We start from the raw sequence: 20,386 nt of genomic DNA, 5'->3' as shown, positions 1-20,386 counted from the left end.
ACAGGACGTTTGGGGACGGGAGAGACACATGCGAATTAAACCTGACGATAACTGGCGCTGGTATTTTTGCGACGAGCATGACCGAATGATGCTCGATTTAGCCAATGGCATGTTGTTTCGTTCTCGTTTTGCCCGCCGAATGTTAACCCCGGATGCATTTTCCTCATCGGGCTTTTGCGTTGACGATGCGGCGCTTTATTTCTCTTTTGAAGAAAAATGCCGCGATCTGGTTCTCTCTAAAGAGCAGCGTGCCGAGCTGGTATTAAATGCGCTGGTGGCTATTCGCTTCCTGAAACCGCAAATGCCAAAAAGCTGGCATTTTCTTGCGCATGGTATGAGCTGGACCCCGGCAACGGGCGACGCGGCCAGCGTCAATCTGAGCGATACCGCAGAAGAGGTGAGCCTGCTGGTGGTTGAGCCAGGCGAAAATGCTGCGCTCTGCCTGCTGGCACAGCCCGGCGTAACCATTGCCGGGCGGACGATGCAGCTTGGCGATGCCATTAAAGTGATGAACGACAGGCTGAAGCCGCAGCTGCGCGTAGATTCCTTCAGCCTCGAACAGGCGGTTTAAGCTTCCAGCTGTACGGACGTTTTCGGTATGCAGCTACAGCACAGAATTGTGCCGTCATTTCCAATTGCCGATTTTTTCAGCGCACTGACCTCTCCACCCACCAGCTTGATGCGGCAGCATCCGCAAATGCCTGCGCGACAGGAATAGGGTACGCGAATACCTGCCTGCTCCAGTTGCTCCAGTAATACCTGCTGGTTGTTGCCACGGATGACGTTGCCCTGCCAGTGAATATCTACCGCAGAAGCGACATTTGTCACAACGTCGACCATTTCTTCTTCCTGACCTGAGCCGTACGCTTTTGCAGGCCCTCGGGCAAGAATTTCTACCTCATCACCGACGCGGATTGCGCCGCTGGAGCGCGGGATCAGGTTCTGGCCGAAATCCACATCGCCGTTGTCCTGCGCGGTGCGGAACGACTGCAGCGTCTTCAGCGGTTCGCCGGAAGGGTGCTTCTGGCCTTTCTCAGGGCTCACCGTGGTGAAAATGCAGCGGCTGCAGGGTTTTACGACATCAAAGATGACGCTACCGATGCGGATCACTTTCCAGGTGTCTTCTTCCCAGGCGTCGGCGCCCGTCACTACCAGGTTCGGACGGAACTGTTCCATCTGAACGCTCGCTTTGCAGCGGCCTTGTAAATCACGCAGCGAGGCTTCGTTAGTCAACAGGAACGGGAAACCATCGGCGAAGGAGAGGGGAACGGCGTCATGGCGCTTCACGCGACGCGTCGGTTCAGGCCCAACCCAGCGCAGCTGCACGTCGCGGGAAAAGAAACCGCTCAGCCAGCGGTTAATCTCATCCGGAGCGATGCGCGCGGTAAAATGATTGCCCCACACTTCCGTTGGCGCATCGACAGGCGCAAAATCAGCAAAGCGAATGACCGCGCTGGAACCGTCCGGCGCGGTAAGGTGCAAACCGTCATGAAGCGGGGAAGGGGTAAAGCGAACCATCTGCGGGAACTGGCGTGCGGTAATGAACGTGCCGTCAGGCTCGGTGACCATAAAAATACGATCGAAGGCGAATCCGCTCATGTCGGCCAGCGCGTGAGAGACGCCGATGCCGCGCATGGATTTCACCGGATGGATAAAAAGCCTGGATAACGTCGCCACTGCACACTCCCACAAATGAAAATAAGCCTTCAACTTTATGACATACACGCCATATTAGCTATAATGCGCGACAATTTTCTAAGAGTAAAAGTGACGATATGAATTCTCTGTTTGCCAGTACGGCCCGTGGGCTGGAAGAGCTGTTAAAAACTGAACTGGAAAGCCTGGGTGCACAAGAGTGCCAGGTGGTTCAGGGTGGTGTCCATTTTGAGGGCGACACGCGGCTTATTTACCAGAGCCTGATGTGGAGCCGTCTGGCGTCGCGCATCATGCTGCCGATGAAGGAGTGCAAGGTCTATAGCGACCTGGACCTCTATACCGGCGTACAGATGATCGACTGGACAGAGATCTTCACGCCAAACGCCACCTTTGCGGTGCATTTCAACGGCGTGAACGACGAGATCCGCAACAGCCAGTACGGTGCCCTGCGCGTAAAAGACGCCATTGTGGACTGCTTCACGCGTAAAAATAAGGAACGTCCGAACGTCGATCGCGAAAATCCGGATCTGCGTATTAACGTCTGGCTGAACGGCGACACGGCGAGTATTTCTCTCGATCTGAGCGGCGCGGGCCTGCACCTGCGCGGCTACCGCGATCGTACCGGTATGGCGCCAATTAAAGAAACGCTGGCTGCCGCCATCGTCATGCGCTCCGGCTGGCAGCCGGGCACGCCGCTGCTCGATCCGATGTGTGGTTCCGGTACGCTGCTGATTGAAGCGGCGATGCTGGCAACCGACCGCGCGCCGGGCCTGCATCGCGGTCAGTGGGGCTTTAAAGGCTGGGCGCAGCACGACGAAGCGCTCTGGAAAGAGGTCAAAGACGACGCGCAGACCCGCGCGCGCAAAGGTCTGGCGGAGTACACCTCCCACTTCTACGGTTCGGACAGCGACCCGCGCGTCATTGAACGCGCGCGCAGCAACGCCCGTCGCGCCGGTATCGGCGAGCTGGTCACCTTCGAGGTGAAGGACGTGGCGAATCTGACCAACCCGCTGCCAAAAGGCCCGTACGGTACCGTGATCAGCAACCCGCCATACGGCGAGCGTCTGGACAGCGAACCGGCGCTGATTGCCCTGCACAGCCTGCTGGGCCGCAATATGAAGGACTACTTCGGCGGCTGGAACCTGTCGCTGTTTAGCGCCTCGCCGGAGCTGCTGAGCTGCCTGCAGCTGCGTGCCGATCGCCAGTTTAAGGCGAAAAACGGCCCTCTGGACTGCGTGCAGAAGAACTACCATCTGGCGGAGAAAGCGGCGGACAGCAAGCCATCCGGCGTGGCGGAAGATTACGCCAACCGCCTGCGCAAGAACCTGAAGAAATATGAGAAGTGGGCGAAGCAGGAAGGGATTGAATGCTACCGCCTGTACGACGCCGACCTGCCGGAGTACAACGTGGCGGTTGACCGCTACGCGGACTGGGTAGTGATTCAGGAATATGCTCCACCGAAAACCATCGATGCGCAAAAAGCGCGTCAGCGCATGCTGGACGTCATTGCGGCGACCATCGCCGTGCTCGGCATCACGCCAAACAAGCTGGTGCTGAAAACCCGCGAGCGGCAGAAAGGGAAAAATCAGTATCAGAAGATGGGCGAGAAGGGTGATTTCATCGAAGTGGGCGAATACAACGCTCGCCTGTGGGTAAACCTGACCGACTATCTGGATACCGGCCTGTTCCTCGATCACCGTATCGCCCGTCGCATGCTGGGCCAGATGAGCAAAGGCAAAGATTTCCTCAACCTGTTCTCCTATACCGGCAGCGCGAGCGTGCATGCGGGTCTGGGCGGCGCGCGGAGCACCACCACGGTGGATATGTCCCGCACCTATCTGGAGTGGGCGGAGCGCAACCTGCGTCTTAACGGGCTGACCGGACGTCAGCACCGACTGATGCAGGCCGACGTGCTGGGCTGGTTGCGTGATACTGACGAGCAGTTCGACCTGATCTTTATCGATCCACCGACCTTCTCCAACTCCAAGCGCATGGAGGATAGCTTTGACGTACAACGCGATCACCTGCGCCTGATGACCGACCTCAAGCGCCTGCTGCGTAAGGGCGGCACCATTATGTTCTCGAACAATAAACGCGGCTTCCGTATGGATCATGACGGCTTAGCAGCCCTGGGACTGAAAGCACAAGAAATCAGCCAAAAAACGCTGTCTCAGGACTTTGCCCGTAACCGTCAAATTCATAACTGCTGGTTGATTACCGCGGTCTGAAAGGAAAAATAAATGTCATTAATTAGCATGCACGGCGCGTGGCTCTCTTTCAGCGATGCGCCACTTCTCGATGATACTGAACTGCATATTGAAGACAACGAACGCGTCTGTCTTGTAGGCCGTAACGGCGCGGGTAAATCCACGCTGATGAAAATCCTCAACCGTGAACAGGGCCTGGATGATGGCCGTATCGTTTACGAGCAGGATCTGATTGTTTCCCGTCTGCAGCAGGATCCTCCTCGTAACGTGGCGGGTACCGTTTATGATTTCGTTGCAGAAGGGATTTCTGAGCAGGCTGAATACCTGAAGGGCTATCACGAAATTTCACATCTGGTGATGACCGACCCAAGTGAAAAAAATCTCAATGAGATGGCACGCCTGCAGGAGCTTCTGGATCATCACGGTCTGTGGCAACTTGAAAGCCGTATTACGGAAGTGCTGGATCAGTTAGGTCTGGATGCGGATATGGAGCTGTCGGCGCTTTCCGGCGGCTGGCTGCGTAAAGCGGCGCTTGGCCGTGCGCTGGTCAGCGGCCCGAAGGTGCTGTTGCTGGACGAACCGACCAACCACCTGGATATTGAAGCGATTGACTGGCTGGAAGGGTTCCTGAAGACCTTTAACGGCACTATTATTTTCATCTCGCACGACCGTTCGTTTATCCGCAATATGGCGACGCGTATTGTCGATCTCGATCGCGGCAAGCTGGTCACCTATCCTGGCGATTACGATACTTATCTGCTGGAAAAAGAAGAAAACCTGCGCGTGGAAGAGCTGCAAAATGCGGAGTTTGACCGCAAGCTGGCACAGGAAGAGGTCTGGATCCGTCAGGGCATCAAGGCCCGCCGTACCCGTAACGAAGGCCGCGTGCGTGCCCTGAAGGCGATGCGCAACGAGCGCAGCGCTCGCCGTGAAGTGATGGGAAGTGCGAAGATGCAGGTCGAAGAGGCATCCCGCTCCGGTAAGATTGTCTTTGAAATGGAAAATGTCGATTACCAGGTCGATGGAAAAATTCTGGTGAAAGACTTCTCCGCTCAGGTGCAGCGTGGCGATAAAATTGCCCTCATTGGCCCTAACGGCTGCGGTAAAACCACGCTGCTGAAGCTGATGCTGGGTCAGCTGCAGGCCGACAGCGGCCGTGTTCACTGCGGGACTAAGCTGGAAGTCGCCTACTTTGACCAGCACCGTGCAGAGCTGGATCCAGACAGAACGGTGATGGATAACCTCGCCGAAGGCAAGCAAGAGGTGATGGTAAACGGCAAGCCGCGTCACGTGCTGGGCTATCTGCAGGACTTCCTGTTCCATCCGAAACGTGCGATGACCCCAGTCCGTGCGTTATCTGGCGGAGAGCGTAATCGTCTGCTGCTGGCGCGTCTGTTCCTGAAACCAAGTAACCTGTTGATTCTCGATGAACCAACGAACGACCTGGATGTCGAAACGCTGGAATTACTCGAAGAACTGATTGACGGTTATCAGGGGACCGTGATGCTGGTTAGCCACGATCGTCAGTTTGTGGATAACACCGTAACCGAGTGCTGGATCTTCGAAGGTGAAGGGCGAATTGGACAATACGTAGGCGGTTATCACGATGCAAAAGGGCAGCAATCGCAGTCTCTGGCGCAGAAACAGTCAAAGTCCAAAATAAGTTCTGAACCTGCTGTAACAAAAGCAGAAACTGTCAAGAAAACCTCGGCTAAACTAAGCTATAACCTGCAGCGCGAACTGGAGGGGCTACCGCAGCGTCTTGAAGAGCTGGAGGCCGCGCTTGAGGATCTGCAAAAACAGGTTGCTGATGCGTCATTCTTTACCCAATCGCATGACTATACTCAGAAAGTACTGGCTGAACTGTCCGCGGCTGAAAAAGCCCTGGAAGAAGCATTTGAGCGCTGGGAGTACCTTGAGTCTCTGAAAAACGGCGCATAAACAGGGATAACATATGTGTGACCAGCACCATGCCGACAGGCATATTTTATGCTCGCAATGCGATATGCTCGTGGCGTTGCCAGAGCTTGGTCACGGACATAAAGCCCTGTGTCCACGTTGCGGCGCAACGTTGACAACCGAGTGGGACGCGCCGCGGCAGCGTCCCACTGCTTACGCTCTGGCAGCATTGTTCATGCTGCTGCTCTCCAATCTCTTCCCCTTCATCTATATGAAGGTGGGAGGGATAACCAGCCAGGTGGATCTGCTTGAAATTCCGGGCGTGATGTTCTCGGAAGACTACGCCAGCCTCGGCACCTTTTTTCTCCTGTTTGTCCAGATAGTCCCGGCTTTTTGCCTGGTCGTTATCCTTTTGCTGGTCAACCGCGTCAGGATGCCCTCATCACTGAAAATCCGGCTCGCGCGTATCCTTTTTCAGCTCAAAAGCTGGGGCATGGCCGAGATCTTTCTGGCGGGCATTCTGGTCAGTTTCGTGAAGCTCATGGCGTACGGCGATGTGGGGATCGGCAGCAGCTTTATTCCGTGGTGCCTGTACTGTGTCCTGCAGCTGCGCGCCTTCCAGTGCGTGGACAGGCGCTGGGCGTGGGATGATATCGCCCCGGCACCGACGCTTGCGCAGACGGTAAAAGTCGGCGTCCCCGGAATTCGTCAGGGGCTGCGTTCCTGCCCGTGCTGCACCGCCGTGCTGCCCGCCGATCTGGACGTTTGTCCGCGCTGCGAAACGAAAGGTCACGTACGCCGTAAAAATAGCCTGCAGTGGACGATGGCGCTGCTGGTCACCTCCATCATGCTGTATCTGCCAGCCAATATTCTACCGATCATGATCACCGATTTGCTCGGCGACAAAATGCCCTCGACGATCCTGGCCGGGGTGATATTGCTGTGGGGCGAAGGTTCCTATCCTGTCGCCGGTGTGATCTTTATCGCCAGTATTATGGTGCCAACCTTAAAAATGATCGCCATCGCCTGGCTCTGTTGGGATGCGAAGGGGCATGGAAAACGCGACAGCGAACGCATGCACCTGATTTATGAAGTGGTCGAGTTTGTCGGACGCTGGTCAATGATTGACGTGTTTGTCATCGCCGTTCTCTCTGCACTGGTGCGGATGGGCGGTTTGATGAGTATTTATCCCGCGATGGGGGCTTTAATGTTTGCACTGGTCGTGATTATGACCATGTTTGCGGCCATGACCTTCGACCCTCGTTTATCGTGGGATCGTGAGCCTGAATCAAGCCATGAGGAAGAGTAAGAGCATGGAAAATAAGAGTGGAGAGGCGAAAGTGCAGAAGGTCAAAAACTGGTCGCCGGTGTGGATTTTCCCCATCGTGACCGCGCTGATCGGTGCATGGATCCTGTTTTATCATTACAGCCATCAGGGACCGGAAGTCACGCTGATAACCACCAATGCCGAGGGGATTGAGGGCGGTAAAACGACCATCAAAAGCCGTAGCGTGGACGTGGGCGTGGTCGAAAGCGCAACCCTGACCGACGATTTAACCCATGTGGAAATTAAGGCGCGCCTTAATGCCGGCATGGAAAAACTGCTGCACGGCGATTCCGTTTTCTGGGTCGTTAAACCGCAGGTGGGGCGCGAAGGGATCAGCGGTTTAGGGACGCTGCTCTCCGGGGCCTATATTGAACTGCAGCCCGGCACGAAGGGTAGCCAGCCGGGAAAATACCAGCTTCTGGATTCACCGCCGCTTGCGCCGCCTGATGCCAAGGGTATCCGCGTGATCCTCGACAGCAAAAAAGCGGGTCAGCTCACGGCGGGCGATCCGGTACTGTTCCGCGGCTACCGTGTCGGTTCCGTTGAAACCAGCACCTTCGATGCGCAAAAGCGTACCATTAGCTATCAGCTTTTCATCAATGCGCCAAACGATCGTCTGGTGACCAGCAACGTTCGCTTCTGGAAGGACAGCGGGATCGCGGTCGATCTTACGTCGGCGGGGATGCGCGTAGAGATGGGATCATTAACCACGCTGTTTGGCGGCGGGGTGAGCTTTGATGTGCCGGAAGGGCAGGATCTGGGGCAGCCGGTTGCTGAGAAAACGGCGTTCAGACTCTTTGACGATCAGCGAAGCATTCAGGACGCGCTCTATACCGATCACATTGACTTCCTGATGTTCTTTAAAGATTCCGTCCGCGGTCTGCAGCCGGGCGCGCCCGTTGAGTTCCGCGGTATTCGTCTTGGTACGGTTGGACAGGTTCCGTTCTTTGTCCCGGGCCTGAGCCAGATGCTGGACGATGATTATCGTATTCCGGTACTGATCCGCATCGAGCCGGAGCGTCTGCTGAACCAGATTGGCGAGAACCAGGATATCGCGGCGCATATTAACGAACTGATGAACCGTGGTCTGCGCGGGTCGCTGAAAACGGGTAACCTGGTGACGGGTGCGCTGTATGTGGATATGGACTTCTACCCGAAAGCACCGCCGATTACCGGTATTCGTGAATTCGGTGGCTACAAGATCATCCCAACGGTGAGCAGCGGTCTGGCTCAGATCCAGCAGCGCCTGATGGAGACGCTGGATAAGATCAACAATCTGCCACTGAATCCGATGATTGAAGCGGCGACGAACTCTCTGAGCGAAAGCCAGGCAACGATGCGTCGTCTGCAAACCACGCTGGATAACATCAATAAGATCACGGCGAGCCAGAGCATGCAGCAGCTGCCGCAGGATATGCAGAAAACGCTGCGTGAGCTGAACCGCAGTATGCAGGGCTTCCAGCCGGGTTCAGCGGCCTACAACAAGATGGTGGCAGATATGCAGCGTCTTGATCAGGTCTTACGTGAACTGCAGCCGGTGCTGAAAACGCTCAACGAGAAGAGCAACGCGCTGGTGTTCGAAGCGAAAGATAAAAAGGATCCTGAGCCGAAGAGGGCAAAAGAATGAAAAAGTGGCTATTGATGGTTGGCGCTCTGCTGTTAACGGCGTGCAGTTCAGGGGTAGATAATAAAAGCTACTATCAGCTGCCTGTGGCTACCCACAGCGGTGGGCAAAGCACGGCCAGCCAGGGAAACCGCCAGCTGTGGGTTGAGCAGGTTGCGGTGCCGGATTATCTGGCAGGAAACGGCGTGGTTTATCAGACCAGCGACGTTAAATACGTGATTGCGACGAACAACCTGTGGGCCAGCCCGCTGGATCAGCAGCTGCGCAACACGCTGGTGGCCAATCTGGGCAGCCAGCTTCCGGGTTGGGTTGTCGCGTCGCAGCCGCTGGGTAACGACCAGGATACGCTGAACGTCACGGTAACGGCCTTCCACGGCCGTTACGACGGTGCGGTGGTGATTAGCGGGGAGTGGTTGCTGAACCATCAGGGGCAGCTGATTAAGCGTCCTTTCCATCTGGAGCTGAAGCAGCAGAAAGATGGCTATGACGAAATGGTGAAAGTTCTGGCTCAGGGTTGGGCACAGGAGTCGGCCAGCATCGCGAGAGAAATTTCCCGGCTGCCATAAGTAAAATTCATCATCAAAAACCGCAATTGGCCTGTTGCTGATTGCGGTTTTTTTTTCGTTTTCACTTCAGATTGTTACTTGTGCCACGTCACAATTTTTGTACAAATGAACTTCCAGCTAGCTCACAAATATGACACCCGTATGAATTTTGAACATTGACGATGCGACTAATTCGAGGTATTCGTTATCTGTGCCTGTGCATTGAGTGCAGACACTGTTTTCTTTCCACCAGACAAAAGAATGAGGGAAACGAGGCATGAAGAGACAGAAACGAGATCGCCTGGAACGGGCTCATCAACGTGGTTATCAGGCCGGCATCGCTGGACGTTCTAAAGAAATGTGTCCTTATCAGACGATAAATCAAAGGTCACAATGGCTTGGAGGCTGGCGAGAAGCCATCGGCGACAGGGCACTCATAGCCTGATAACGTCTCTTTCAAAAAAGAAACCTCCGCAATGCGGAGGTTTCGCCTTTCCGGGGGTGCCAAAAGCACGATCAGAAAGCTGAAGTATCCTGGAACAGGCCAACTTTCAGGTCGCTTGCGCTATAGATCAGACGACCGTCGACCAGCACTTCGCCATCTGCCAGGCCCATAATCAGGCGGCGGTTAACGATACGCTTGAAGTGAATACGATAGGTCACTTTCTTCGCCGTAGGCAGAACCTGGCCAGTGAATTTTACTTCGCCCACGCCCAGCGCGCGGCCTTTGCCTTCGCCGCCCAGCCAGCCCAGATAGAAGCCAACCAGCTGCCACATGGCATCCAGGCCCAGACAGCCAGGCATTACCGGATCGCCAATAAAGTGGCAACCGAAGAACCACAGGTCCGGATTAATATCGAGTTCTGCTTCTACGTAACCCTTATCGAAGTTGCCGCCGGTTTCGGTCATTTTCACGACACGGTCCATCATCAGCATGTTCGGGGCCGGTAACTGTGGGCCTTTAGCGCCAAACAGTTCACCGCGACCAGAGGCAAGAAGATCTTCTTTTGTATAGGATTCGCGTTTATCTACCATGTTCTCAGTAAGCCTTATTTTAGTGAAGGACGCAGGATAGCTAACACGTGTACGCTGAACAAGTCCGATCAGTTCGAACTAAACCAGCCCAGCCAGCGTAACGGCCATGGATAACGATGACGAGCATCCTGCTGTGTCGCCTGAGCTATGCGCTCCTGGATAGTCTGCATCAGGGTAGTTTGCCCTTCGCCATCCCAAACCAGATTTGTCAGTAAGGGTAGCGCATCCTCAATCCCTTCGATGGCCCAGATGGCGAATTGCTCTTGCTCAACCGCATCCAGAATGTCCTGACTGAGGCTCAAATGGCGTGCGTTGGGAGCAGGAATAATCACACCCTGTTTGCCGTTTAAACCGCGCTGCTGACAGATAGAGAAGAAGCCTTCAATTTTTTCGTTGAGGCCTCCCACTGGCTGTGCACGACCGAACTGATCCACCGAACCGGTGATCGCGATGTTCTGATTGATGGGCACTTCCGCCAGGGCGCTGATTAAGGCGCACAGCTCGGCCATAGAGGCGCTGTCGCCATCCACTTCGCTGTAGGACTGCTCAAACGTCAGCGAGGCGGAGAAGGGGATCTGTTGCTCAAGCTGCAGCTCTGACATCAAAAACGCCTGCATGATCATCATGCCTTTCGCGTGAATGTTGCCGCCCAGCTCGGCTTTCCGTTCAATATCGGTGAACTCGCCATCGCCAATGTGCACAACGCAGCTGATACGGGATGGTTCCCCGAATGCGCGCGGATGGCCGGGAAATTCAATCACCGACAGGGCGTTGATCTGCCCGACGCGTTCGCCTTCGGTTTCCACCAGAATTTGTTCCAGCAGAATTTCATCCTGCATACGGTCGGCAAGATAGCCCTCTCGCCACTCACGCTGAGCCAGCATCTGAGTGAGCTGTTCACCGGTGAACGCTCCGTCACCGCTGAGCACACCCACTTCACGCAGCTGTTTGCCGATCCAGAGCGGGCAAAGCGGCAGCGTTTCCTGGTCACCGGTGTAGCGCACCGCTTCGCGGATTAAGCCCGGCCATGCGTCAGCCGCAGGGGTAGGCAGCGCAAAACGTTCAGCAACGGCCATCACCCACTGGCACCACTGTGCCATATCGTCGGCGTCAGCAATCTGGATATTGTCTTCGTATTCGCTATACACTGCCTGCTCAGCGAGTTCTGGCTCCATTTCCTGGAAGTCCGCCAGCGATTCACGGTCGCCCGTCAGCACGACGGTCAGCGACAGCGGCATAGACGGAACGGAGACAGGCAGAGGACGAGACTCGTCGTAGCCGACCCAATCGAAACGCTGCTGGTGCACGATGGTTTTCAGACGCATCCACAGCAGCGGCTGCGAGAGCAGGGTACGCAGTGAGATGATGAGAACACCGCCATTTGCGCGATGTACCAGCCCCGGCTGCAGCGAAAGTTCACCGTTAAACTGGCGCAGACAACCAAAAAGTTGTTCCGCCTCGACCCAGTTAGCGGTAATCACTTCGCTCTTAGCGGCAAAACGGCCATCGGCCTGCGCCGCCGGTTCGAAAGTGACATCATGTCCCGCAATACGATACTGGCCGCCAAAAACTGCGTTCGCTTCCGGCTTCAGCTGGCGCACGGCATCACCGAGCAGCGTCAGGTATTCCGCTTCTTCCGGGGCCTTGAGCAGCATAAAGGGCGCTGTTGCCCATGGGCTTAACACCTGCTCCAGCGCATAATGCAAACGAGGCTGCGTATCGCTAAGGATGAATTCGTGTTCTTTTGCGAGTTCGGGCTGTGCAAACAGTTCCTGGTAACTTTCGGTATCCGGAACAAGGTCACGCCATGCAAGTTTCGTAATGGTCAAAGTTGATGTTTTTTAGTCAGATGTAAAAGCGTGGAGTATACCGTAAGCGGGGGGCTGTACCCAAGCAGGATCGGGGATTTCGACAGGGCGATTGGCTGCATTCACTCACAGGATATGATTTCTTTTCAGCAGATTGCTAAAAAACTGATATTCTGAACAGAGTTACGTGGTAACACTGAGATCGCAATGAAATATCAACAACTGGAAAATCTCGAAAGCGGCTGGAAATGGAAGTACCTGGTCAAAAAGCACCGTGAAGGGGAGCTGATCACCTGCTACGTCGAAGCCAGCGCTGCGCAAGAAGCCGTGGATATTTTGCTGACCCTCGAAAATGAACCGGTACAGGTTAACGGCTGGATTGAGAAACACATCAATCCCGCGCTGTTAAACCGGATGAAGCAAACTATCCGTGCCCGACGCAAACGGCATTTTAATGCTGAGCATCAGCACACTCGCAAAAAATCAATCGATCTGGAGTTCGTTGTCTGGCAACGCCTGGCCGGGCTGGCACAACGACGGGGCAAAACGCTTTCGGAAACCATCGTGCAGCTGATTGAGGATGCCGAACATAAAGAGAAGTACGCCAACCAGATGTCGACGCTGAAGAACGACCTTCAGGCTCTGTTGGGTAAAAAATAGATTTTTCTTTTCTTCAGACAATAAAAAACCCCGCATGGCGGGGTTTTTTTATAAGACGATAACTTATGCCGCTGGCTGAGTTACAACGTCTTTGATGCCTTTAACTTCGATCTCTACGCGACGATCTGGAGCCAGGCAGTCGATCAGTGCAGCGCGAGCTTTCACGTTGTCACAGGTGTTGCCAGTAACTGGGTTAGATTCGCCCATACCACGTGGGGAGATCTTGTTAGCTGGGATACCTTTAGAGATCAGGTAATCAACAACAGACTGAGCACGTTTCTCAGACAGTTTCTGGTTGTAAGCGTCAGAACCGATACGGTCGGTGAAGCCCAGAACCACTACTGAACCGTCTTTAGGATCCAGGTTGCTCAGCTGAGAGTACAGCTGATCAAGTGCCTGCTGGCCTTCTGGTTTCAGAGTCGCTTTGTTGAAGTTGAACAGAACGTCAGACTTCAGAGTGAAGTGCTTGGTCTGTACTTCTGGAGCTGGAGCCGGCGCTGGAGCAACAACTGGTGCTGCTTCTTCCTGCTGGCCGAAACGGTAGGAAACACCTACGCTCAGCATGCCGTTGTCTGGACGAACACCAACGGTGTTGCCGTCGCCGATGTTGTTAACCCACTGGTATTCCAGACGGGTAGCGATGTCACGGGTCATAGCCCACTCAACGCCACCAGCGAATACTGGGGAAACACCGGTGTCATGGTTGTCACCAGAGATGTTGTTGCTGGAGTCTGCGCGCCATACCATGCCGCCCAGACGGGTGTACACGTCCAGATCGTCAGTGATTGGGTAGCCCAGTTTAGCGGTCAGCTGAACGCCTTGTGCTTTGAAAGCGCCGTTGATGGTGTCGCCTTTGTATGGCATACGACCTAACCAGTCGTAACCCATTTCAAAACCAACATACGGGTTAACCTGATAGCCACCGAACGCACCTGCACCAAGCTGGCTCTCGTGAGTTGGGCCATCATTGTTCAGGCTGCTGTTGTACCAGCCGGTGTCATGGAACTGAGACCAGCCCAGTTTACCACCTGCATACCAGGTATTATCTTTCGGAGCGGCCTGCGCTACGGTAGCGAAGCCAGCCAGTGCCACTGCAATCGCGATAGCTGTCTTTTTCATTTTTTGCGCCTCGTTATCATCCAAAATTCGCCATGAAAGTCTCAGGAGAGAATCACGGTTAAATCCTTCACCGGGGGGCGTGGTCAAATATAAATCTACCGATATCTTCGGCTTAGGCCGAGCACCCCTGGCGATGTAAAGTCTACAACGTAGCTGAAAACTTACAAGTGTGAAGTCCGTCAGGCATATGAAAAAAAAAGTTCCGTATACCGATTATTTAACATTTTTCGAACGAATTTTGTGCAATAAAATTAAGGAGAACCGCACCAGACAAGCCTTGCCGCAATTTTCAGGCAGGGAACTTTAATGCCATCTTGTAGTCAAAAAAAATTCCAGGAAAAATCTTAATTTCACTCAATGATACAAATTCGAGTGAATTTTTAGCCCAGAAAGTTGTCCTTTGCGGTAAGAATCCGATCGAACCGGACGCATAATGAACCCGATCGCATCCCCTTCTTCAGCTGCTTCAGTCAGACGGAAATGTTCCTCTTCCGTCAATTCTTCCGGTAACCATCCAATCACCACGCTGTAATTGCCGGTGCGTAACGCGCGAATCATCGACTCAACGGTATCGCACGGCGGGAGCTGATTAATCTGCATAACCTTGGTAAGCGGAAGGCCTGCGGACTGAACCCACTCACGGCTCAGTTTTTGCTGAGGCGTGAGCCAAAGCTGCCAGCGCGATTGCTGACCAAGCTGTTGCAATAACGGCAACAGCAGAAGTTGCGTCAACAGGGGCTGGTCTTCACGATAAACCACTTCACTGATAAGCCCCGTGGAAACACGCTCGACGGAATTCTGCGCGACATTACCTGCGGAAGAAGAGAGAGAGGTTGAGCGATTTGCATAGCCTGAAGTGTGCATATTCATTCCAGCCCTGTAGTTACTGTATGGATATACAGTAACCCCTGTATGCATAAAGATCAACCTCATTTTCGGAAAGCGACTCGCAAAATTCATTCAATGTTGATGTCCCTCGAAAAATCATCTTGCTCATCGGCGATAAGTTGCCTATTTTCCTGCTAACGGATCCGCTAGTAAGAAAATTTGTTGTTACTTTATGATTTTGAAGGGAAATATCATGAAAAAGATATCTTATGAACGGATTTATAAATCTCAGGAATACCTCTCCCCGTTGGGCGAGATCCATCACCGCGCGCTGTTTGGAGGCTATACCCTCGCGGTGGATGATGCGGTTTTTGCCATGGTGTCTGATGGCGAGCTTTATCTTCGGGCCTGTGAGGAGAGTGCGAAATACTGTGTAAAGAATGCTTCTTCATTCTTAACGTTGATGAAGCGTGGCCGCCCGGTGCTGCTCAACTATTATCGTGTGGATGACGGATTATGGCAGGACAGGGAGCGCTTGCTTCAGCTCTCCTCGTTTGCTCTCAGTGCGGCAAGAAAAGAACGCTATCAGCGCCATCAGCGAAACCGACTTAAGGATCTGCCAAACCTGACCTTTCAGCTCGAAGTCTTGCTCTTTGAAGCTGGCATCACTAATGAGGAAACGCTGCGGGCGCTGGGTGCCAGAGCGAGCTGGCTGAAGATGCGGGCAAAAAACAAAGCGCTCAGTATTAAAGTTCTCTTCGCGCTGGAAGGGGCTATCGAGGGACTGCATGAGGCGGCACTCCCGGCAGGCATTCGCCGGGAGCTAACGGAGTGGTTTAATGCGCTGCCTGAGCCACAGGAGAATCACTCCTCCAGGTAGCGATTTGCTGTTGCAGCCGGCAAATTTCAGGCAGCAGAGCGATAAGCAGGCCTATCTGCTGAAGTACCAGCGGCGCTTTGCTGTCGTTTCCAGGGTCAAGATGCGCAATGCGTTGAGCCAGTTCATCCAGCGCCTGTTGAACGCGCGGCTCATCGGCCGGTCGGTGATGAAGCGCGTCATCGACATAACAGACGGCGTCATCGAGCAGATTGAGAATACCGGGGTTGGTGAGTTTCTCACGGTGGGCACCGAGCGTCGAAATATAGCTGGTGAACGTATGGTTCAGGCAGAGCAGGCGGAACGCAGTCTCACGAATCTCCGCCGTGGCGCGAGGCTCCGTTGACATGTTAGAGACAACGGAGGCCAGTTCTGCGTCACTGTTATGCGCGTCGCGACGGGCTATCCGGTAAGCCAGGCGGTTATCGCGCCCCTGGTGGTACTGCTCCAGGATTGCGTCAAGGTATCGACAGTTGGCGTTCATCGCCCTGTCCACCACGCGCGGCAAATTGCGGAAACGCCAGTCCGGCCAGATAAAGCTGACCGCGGCCCAGGCAATCGCACAGCCAATCAGGGTATCGATCACGCGGGGCAGGGCAACTTCAAACCCTTCACCCAGCAGGTTAAAGCAGAGCAGCACCAGCAGCGTGATGAACATCGTGGCGTGCGCATACTGCACGTTGCGAAATGCGAAGAACAACACGCCGGTGATCACGATCAGGATCAGTTGACCTTCAACGGAGGGCACAAAATAGAGCACCGGAAGGCCAATCGCGACGCCGACCAGCGTACCGATAATACGCAGCGCAAGACGGTGTCGGGTGGCGTTATAGTTCGGCTGGCAGACGAACAGGCTGGTCAGCAGGATCCAGTAGCCGTGGTGCAGCCCGGTTATCTGAATAAAGGCATAACCCACGCACAGCACCAGCGACATTCTCACCGCGTGGCGAAAGAGAGCCGATTCGGGCGTAAAGTTGCGGCTCAGCCGTAGCCACATATCGCTAACGCTGTGCACGCTGTCATCAGCAAGCTGGTTTTCCACCTCACTGCCCGGCAGCGCCATCGCCTGTTCGGACTCAATTGTCGCCAGCTGAGCATCAATCGCCCGCAGGTTGTTCAGCAGAAAGCCCAGCGCTTTGATGTGCTCCGGTGACGTTCCGCTGGCCTGAACGCGGTCGAGCGCCGCATCAAGATGGCTGAATACGCGTTCAAAGCGGGGATCATGCTGATAGGGCGTGCGCAGCAGAATGGAACGCGAGAGCTGCTGGCACGCCTGGGACTGCATGGACAGCAGGCGCTGGAAGCGGAACATCACGTCGCTGTAGCGGAACTTCTCGCGCAGGGCTGCATACTGAACGTGCGAGGAGCTGGCGCGTTCATGAATGTCCTGGGCGGCAAAATAGTAGTGTAAGGTCCTTCGCGTTCCGCGCTGACCGCGATCGCCGCGCAGACGGGTAAGCACAGAGGCTTTTGTCTGGTTAAGGGTGGCGACCAGTTGGCCGTTTGCCAGCGCCAGATCGTAGAGCGGAGCCTGGCTTTCTTCCTCGATATCCGGGTCGAACAGCCGGGATTTCAGTTCCAGATAGTGGGCTAGCTGCTCAAAGCTGCGGGCAAGGTTATCCTGCAGAGGGCGAACCGGGAAGATCAGATGACCGGTTAGCGTCAGCAGGTTATACCAGATGGCACCCAGCAACAGCAGAACCGGCTGCTGGTACCACTGGTCGTACAGGGAAACGCCCAGCATGGTGTAGATGGCGATCAGCAATGCACCAAACGCGATGGTGGCATAGCGCTGCCCGAGGCCGCCCAGCAAAATAAAACCGCTGGTTGAGAGCGTAAGGCCCAGGGCAAACAGCCAGGGCCACGGGAAAAGCAGCTCAACGGACGCTGAAGCGATGAAAAAGCAGACGAGCGTAATGACCAGGTTACGTAAACGACCGGCCAGACGATCGTCCAGGTCCGCCAGCGCCCCGGCCACCACCCCCAGCGTGAGTGGAATGGTGAGCTTGACATCATTCAGCCACCAGGGCAGGGCAACCGTGCCGCAAAGCGCGATGAATATCCTGACGTTGTAAAGCCAGGTGCTGTTCCAGGTATAACGGCGAAGCAGTGGGCTTAGCATAAACGCGGCCGGTCCTTATTTACTGAAAACGACGACGAGCGTTTGCTTCACGCGCCGCCTGGGCCACTTCTACCGGAACAACCCTGCGACCGACGGGCCAAAGGGCGATGGCGGCGATCTTAAAGTTCGCTATCCCCACCGGAATGCCAATAATCGTGATGCACTGCGCAATACCGGCAAAAATATGCATGATGCACAGCCACCAGCCGAAGAAAATCAGCCACAGAATGTTCAGCAGGGTTCCGCCCGTATTCATCAGGGCGCTTTTGCTCTCCGGATTCAGCTCGTCAACGTGGATGGCTTCATTCCCGTAGGGGATTAAGGAGAGTTTTGTGATTTCCCAGCAGGAACGGGTCAGGGGAAGCGTGAAAATCAGGACGATGCTCACCAGCGTGGCAAAAAGCCAGGAAAGGGTGGTGGCAAAACCGCCCAGCACAAAATTCAACACATTCAGAACGGTACGCATAAACCCTCACTTCCTTTCGATAAAATTAACGCCCAATGATTGTAACGTTTTTTTAGGCTGGAGCACCTTAAAACTGGCAGTTAAACTGTCAGGTAAATTATCTCTTCGTGGATTTGGCGGAACATGGAACTGAAAGCAACGTCGTTAGGCAAACGCCTGGCGCAACACCCTTACGACAGGGTTGTTCTCCTTAATGCCGGGGTGAAAGTCTCCGGGGAACGCCACGAATACCTTATTCCGTTTAACCAGCTTCTGGCTATCCACTGCAAGCGCGGGCTGGTGTGGGGCGAGCTGGAGTTCGTTCTGCCTGACGATAAAGTCGTGCGTCTTCACGGCACCGAGTGGGCGGAAACCCAGCGTTTCCATCATCACCTGAACGCGCTCTGGCAGCAGTGGAGCCAAGATATGAGCGTGATTGCCGCCCAGGTGCTCCAGCAGGTGCTGGACGATATTGCGCAAAGCAACGCGCAACACGCGTGGCTGACCCGTCAGCAGACCGCCGGGCTGCAGCAAAAGATCCGACAGGCACTCTCGGCGCTGCCGCTCTCCGTGACGCGTCTCGACGAGTTTGATAACTGTCGCGACGCCTGGCGCCAGTGTCAGGCCTGGCTGAATGATAAGGATAAAAGCCGTCTCGCCCATAACCAGGCCTGGACGGACGCCATGCTCACCCAATACGCCGACTTTTTCAGTACGGTGGAATCTACACCGCTCAATCCGGCCCAGGCGCGCGCGGTGGTCAACGGCGAGCAGTCGCTGCTGGTGCTGGCGGGGGCCGGTAGCGGTAAAACGTCGGTGCTGGTGGCGCGTGCCGGCTGGCTGCTGACGACCGGAGAAGCGGTCGCCGATCAAATTCTGCTTCTGGCCTTTGGCCGCAAGGCTGCCCAGGAGATGGACGAACGTATCCAGGAGCGTCTGCACACCCGGGACATCACGGCCAGAACCTTCCATGCCCTTGCGCTGCATATTATTCAGCAGGGCAGTAAAAAAGTGCCTTCCATCAGTAAGCTGGAAAACGACGCGCAGGCGCGTCAGGCGCTGTTCATCAAAACGTGGCGCCAGCAGTGCAGTGAGAAAAAGGCGCAGGCGAAAGGGTGGCGTCAGTGGCTGGAGGAGGAGCTCGGCTGGGAGGTGCCAGAGGGCAGCTTCTGGCAGGATGACAAGCTTGCCCGTCGCCTGGGTTCACGGCTTGACCGCTGGGTCAGCCTGATGCGAATGCACGGCGGAACGCAGGCAGAGATGATTGAAAGCGCGCCGGAGGCGATCCGCGATCTGTTTTCGAAGCGGGTCAAGCTGATGGCTCCGCTGCTGAAAGCCTGGAAAACCGCGCTGAAAGAGGAAAATGCCGTCGATTTCTCCGGTTTAATCCATCAGGCCATCATCATTCTGGAAAAGGGACGTTTTGTCAGCCCGTGGAAACACATTCTGGTGGATGAGTTCCAGGATATCTCTCCGCAGCGTGCTGCACTGCTCTCGGCGCTACGGGCTCAAAATAAACATACGTCGCTGTTTGCGGTGGGGGACGACTGGCAGGCCATCTATCGCTTCAGCGGGGCACAGCTCTCCCTGACGACCGCCTTCCACCACTATTTTGGCGAAGGAGACCGCAGCGATCTGGACACTACCTACCGCTTCAATTCACGCATTGGTGAGATCGCCAACCGCTTTATCCAGCAGAACCCACATCAGCTGGCCAAGCCGCTCAATAGCCTGCGCCCAGGGGATAAAAAAGCGGTCACCCTGCTGGCGGATGACCAGCTGGAGCCGCTGCTGGACAAGCTCAGCGGCTACGCGAAGCCCGATGAACGTATTCTGGTGCTGGCGCGCTACCATCACCTAAAGCCCGCGGCGCTGGAAAAAGCCGCCACCCGCTGGCCGAAACTGCAGCTTGAATTTATGACCATTCACGCCAGCAAAGGGCAGCAGGCTGATTATGTGATTGTGGTGGGGCTGAAAGAGGGCAGCGACGGTTTCCCGGCCCCGGCCCGCGAGTCGGTAATGGAAGAGGCCCTGCTGCCGGTGCCGGAAGACTTCCCGGATGCCGAAGAGCGGCGTTTGCTATATGTGGCCATCACCCGCGCGCGGCATCGCGTGTGGCTGCTGTTCAATAAAGAGGAGCCATCCGTGTTTGTCGATATCCTGAAGAGTATTGATGTGCCGGTAGCGCGTAAACCATAACGCTGTCAGGCAAGATGTTCCAGGCCGGGTAAGGC

General features: G+C 55.1%; 17 protein-coding genes. 10 read left to right on the top strand and 7 right to left on the bottom strand.

Annotated features, from left to right (window positions below; translation table 11 throughout):
• Positions 1–28: 28 nt before the first annotated feature.
• A complete protein-coding gene (gene zapC / locus P346_RS16170) occupies positions 29–571 on the top strand; it encodes a cell division protein ZapC (RefSeq protein WP_032658171.1) in 543 nt (180 codons plus the stop codon).
• Here the strand turns inward: zapC and P346_RS16175 are convergent.
• Positions 568–1,677: a YcbX family protein gene (locus tag P346_RS16175; protein ID WP_032658169.1), complete on the bottom strand. Its 1,110-nt coding sequence runs from the start codon at positions 1,675–1,677 to the stop codon at positions 568–570. The two genes, zapC and P346_RS16175, sit on opposite strands and share 4 nt — an antisense overlap.
• A gap of 98 nt (positions 1,678–1,775) precedes the next feature.
• Between P346_RS16175 and rlmKL the strand changes: the two genes are divergently transcribed.
• The 6 genes from rlmKL (at position 1,776) to rmf (ending at position 9,703) form a co-directional block, all read left to right on the top strand.
• Entirely contained in the window at positions 1,776–3,884 is a 2,109-nt protein-coding gene (gene rlmKL, locus P346_RS16180; protein ID WP_032658168.1) for a bifunctional 23S rRNA (guanine(2069)-N(7))-methyltransferase RlmK/23S rRNA (guanine(2445)-N(2))-methyltransferase RlmL, read from the top strand.
• A gap of 12 nt (positions 3,885–3,896) precedes the next feature.
• A complete protein-coding gene (locus P346_RS16185) occupies positions 3,897–5,804 on the top strand; it encodes an ABC transporter ATP-binding protein (protein WP_032658167.1) in 1,908 nt (635 codons plus the stop codon).
• A gap of 13 nt (positions 5,805–5,817) precedes the next feature.
• The gene (pqiA, locus tag P346_RS16190) at positions 5,818–7,071 is read left to right on the top strand and encodes a membrane integrity-associated transporter subunit PqiA (RefSeq protein ID WP_023311024.1); all 1,254 of its coding nucleotides are present in this window, start codon (positions 5,818–5,820) and stop codon (positions 7,069–7,071) included.
• Positions 7,072–7,075: 4 nt separating this feature from the next.
• Entirely contained in the window at positions 7,076–8,716 is a 1,641-nt protein-coding gene (gene pqiB, locus P346_RS16195) for an intermembrane transport protein PqiB (RefSeq protein WP_023311025.1), read from the top strand.
• Positions 8,713–9,279, top strand: coding sequence for a membrane integrity-associated transporter subunit PqiC (pqiC, locus tag P346_RS16200; protein ID WP_032658165.1), 567 nt, complete (start codon positions 8,713–8,715; stop codon positions 9,277–9,279). Before pqiB ends, pqiC begins: the two co-directional genes overlap by 4 nt.
• 256 nt (positions 9,280–9,535) lie before the next feature.
• Positions 9,536–9,703, top strand: a complete 168-nt coding sequence (gene rmf / locus P346_RS0121505; protein ID WP_013097261.1) for a ribosome modulation factor — start codon at positions 9,536–9,538, stop codon at positions 9,701–9,703.
• A gap of 71 nt (positions 9,704–9,774) precedes the next feature.
• Here the strand turns inward: rmf and fabA are convergent, their stop codons facing one another.
• Together fabA and P346_RS16210 are read right to left on the bottom strand one after the other, a co-directional pair.
• Positions 9,775–10,293 (bottom strand): 3-hydroxyacyl-[acyl-carrier-protein] dehydratase FabA, encoded by a 519-nt coding sequence (gene fabA, locus P346_RS16205; RefSeq protein ID WP_008499931.1) that lies wholly within the window; start codon positions 10,291–10,293, stop codon positions 9,775–9,777.
• Positions 10,294–10,361: 68 nt separating this feature from the next.
• A complete protein-coding gene (locus tag P346_RS16210) occupies positions 10,362–12,122 on the bottom strand; it encodes an AAA family ATPase (protein WP_032658163.1) in 1,761 nt (586 codons plus the stop codon).
• Positions 12,123–12,308: 186 nt separating this feature from the next.
• On the opposite strand from P346_RS16210, the gene matP reads away from it, so the two are divergent.
• On the top strand, positions 12,309–12,761 hold the full coding sequence (gene matP, locus P346_RS16215; protein ID WP_032658161.1) for a macrodomain Ter protein MatP: 453 nt from the start codon (positions 12,309–12,311) through the stop codon (positions 12,759–12,761).
• 63 nt (positions 12,762–12,824) lie between these two features.
• Here the strand turns inward: matP and ompA are convergent, their stop codons facing one another.
• Together ompA and sulA are read right to left on the bottom strand one after the other, a co-directional pair.
• A complete protein-coding gene (gene ompA / locus P346_RS16220) occupies positions 12,825–13,880 on the bottom strand; it encodes a porin OmpA (RefSeq protein ID WP_115504044.1) in 1,056 nt (351 codons plus the stop codon).
• A gap of 354 nt (positions 13,881–14,234) precedes the next feature.
• Complete coding sequence (gene sulA, locus P346_RS16225) at positions 14,235–14,744, bottom strand: SOS-induced cell division inhibitor SulA (protein ID WP_032658158.1); 510 nt, start codon at positions 14,742–14,744, stop codon at positions 14,235–14,237.
• Positions 14,745–14,961: 217 nt separating this feature from the next.
• Between sulA and P346_RS16230 the strand changes: the two genes are divergently transcribed.
• Positions 14,962–15,588: a TfoX/Sxy family DNA transformation protein gene (locus P346_RS16230; RefSeq protein WP_023311030.1), complete on the top strand. Its 627-nt coding sequence runs from the start codon at positions 14,962–14,964 to the stop codon at positions 15,586–15,588.
• On the opposite strand, the gene yccS is transcribed toward P346_RS16230, so the two are convergent.
• Both yccS and P346_RS16240 read right to left on the bottom strand, forming a co-directional pair.
• Complete coding sequence (gene yccS / locus P346_RS16235) at positions 15,545–17,707, bottom strand: YccS family putative transporter (protein WP_032658157.1); 2,163 nt, start codon at positions 17,705–17,707, stop codon at positions 15,545–15,547. The genes P346_RS16230 and yccS overlap by 44 nt on opposite strands.
• Positions 17,708–17,726: 19 nt before the next feature.
• On the bottom strand, positions 17,727–18,173 hold the full coding sequence (locus P346_RS16240; RefSeq protein ID WP_032658155.1) for a YccF domain-containing protein: 447 nt from the start codon (positions 18,171–18,173) through the stop codon (positions 17,727–17,729).
• A gap of 123 nt (positions 18,174–18,296) precedes the next feature.
• On the opposite strand from P346_RS16240, the gene helD reads away from it, so the two are divergent.
• Positions 18,297–20,351: a DNA helicase IV gene (helD, locus tag P346_RS16245; protein WP_032658154.1), complete on the top strand. Its 2,055-nt coding sequence runs from the start codon at positions 18,297–18,299 to the stop codon at positions 20,349–20,351.
• The last annotated feature ends 35 nt before the right edge of the window (positions 20,352–20,386 follow it).

Source organism: Enterobacter sp. DC1 (genome assembly GCF_000568075.1).
Lineage (GTDB): Bacteria > Pseudomonadota > Gammaproteobacteria > Enterobacterales > Enterobacteriaceae > Enterobacter > Enterobacter asburiae.
This window is presented reverse-complemented; position numbering and strand designations above follow the sequence as displayed.

Excerpts from the sequence above, each read along its gene's own strand:
- zapC (WP_032658171.1), top strand. The coding sequence starts at position 29 with ATGCGAATTAAACCTGACGATAACTGGCGCTGGTATTTTTGCGACGAG.
- rlmKL (WP_032658168.1), top strand. The coding sequence starts at position 1,776 with ATGAATTCTCTGTTTGCCAGTACGGCCCGTGGGCTGGAAGAGCTGTTA.
- P346_RS16185 (WP_032658167.1), top strand. The coding sequence starts at position 3,897 with ATGTCATTAATTAGCATGCACGGCGCGTGGCTCTCTTTCAGCGATGCG.
- pqiA (WP_023311024.1), top strand. The coding sequence starts at position 5,818 with ATGTGTGACCAGCACCATGCCGACAGGCATATTTTATGCTCGCAATGC.
- pqiB (WP_023311025.1), top strand. The coding sequence starts at position 7,076 with ATGGAAAATAAGAGTGGAGAGGCGAAAGTGCAGAAGGTCAAAAACTGG.
- pqiC (WP_032658165.1), top strand. The coding sequence starts at position 8,713 with ATGAAAAAGTGGCTATTGATGGTTGGCGCTCTGCTGTTAACGGCGTGC.
- rmf (WP_013097261.1), top strand. The coding sequence starts at position 9,536 with ATGAAGAGACAGAAACGAGATCGCCTGGAACGGGCTCATCAACGTGGT.
- fabA (WP_008499931.1), bottom strand. The coding sequence starts at position 10,293 with ATGGTAGATAAACGCGAATCCTATACAAAAGAAGATCTTCTTGCCTCT.
- matP (WP_032658161.1), top strand. The coding sequence starts at position 12,309 with ATGAAATATCAACAACTGGAAAATCTCGAAAGCGGCTGGAAATGGAAG.
- ompA (WP_115504044.1), bottom strand. The coding sequence starts at position 13,880 with ATGAAAAAGACAGCTATCGCGATTGCAGTGGCACTGGCTGGCTTCGCT.
- sulA (WP_032658158.1), bottom strand. The coding sequence starts at position 14,744 with ATGCACACTTCAGGCTATGCAAATCGCTCAACCTCTCTCTCTTCTTCC.
- P346_RS16230 (WP_023311030.1), top strand. The coding sequence starts at position 14,962 with ATGAAAAAGATATCTTATGAACGGATTTATAAATCTCAGGAATACCTC.
- yccS (WP_032658157.1), bottom strand. The coding sequence starts at position 17,707 with ATGCTAAGCCCACTGCTTCGCCGTTATACCTGGAACAGCACCTGGCTT.
- P346_RS16240 (WP_032658155.1), bottom strand. The coding sequence starts at position 18,173 with ATGCGTACCGTTCTGAATGTGTTGAATTTTGTGCTGGGCGGTTTTGCC.
- helD (WP_032658154.1), top strand. The coding sequence starts at position 18,297 with ATGGAACTGAAAGCAACGTCGTTAGGCAAACGCCTGGCGCAACACCCT.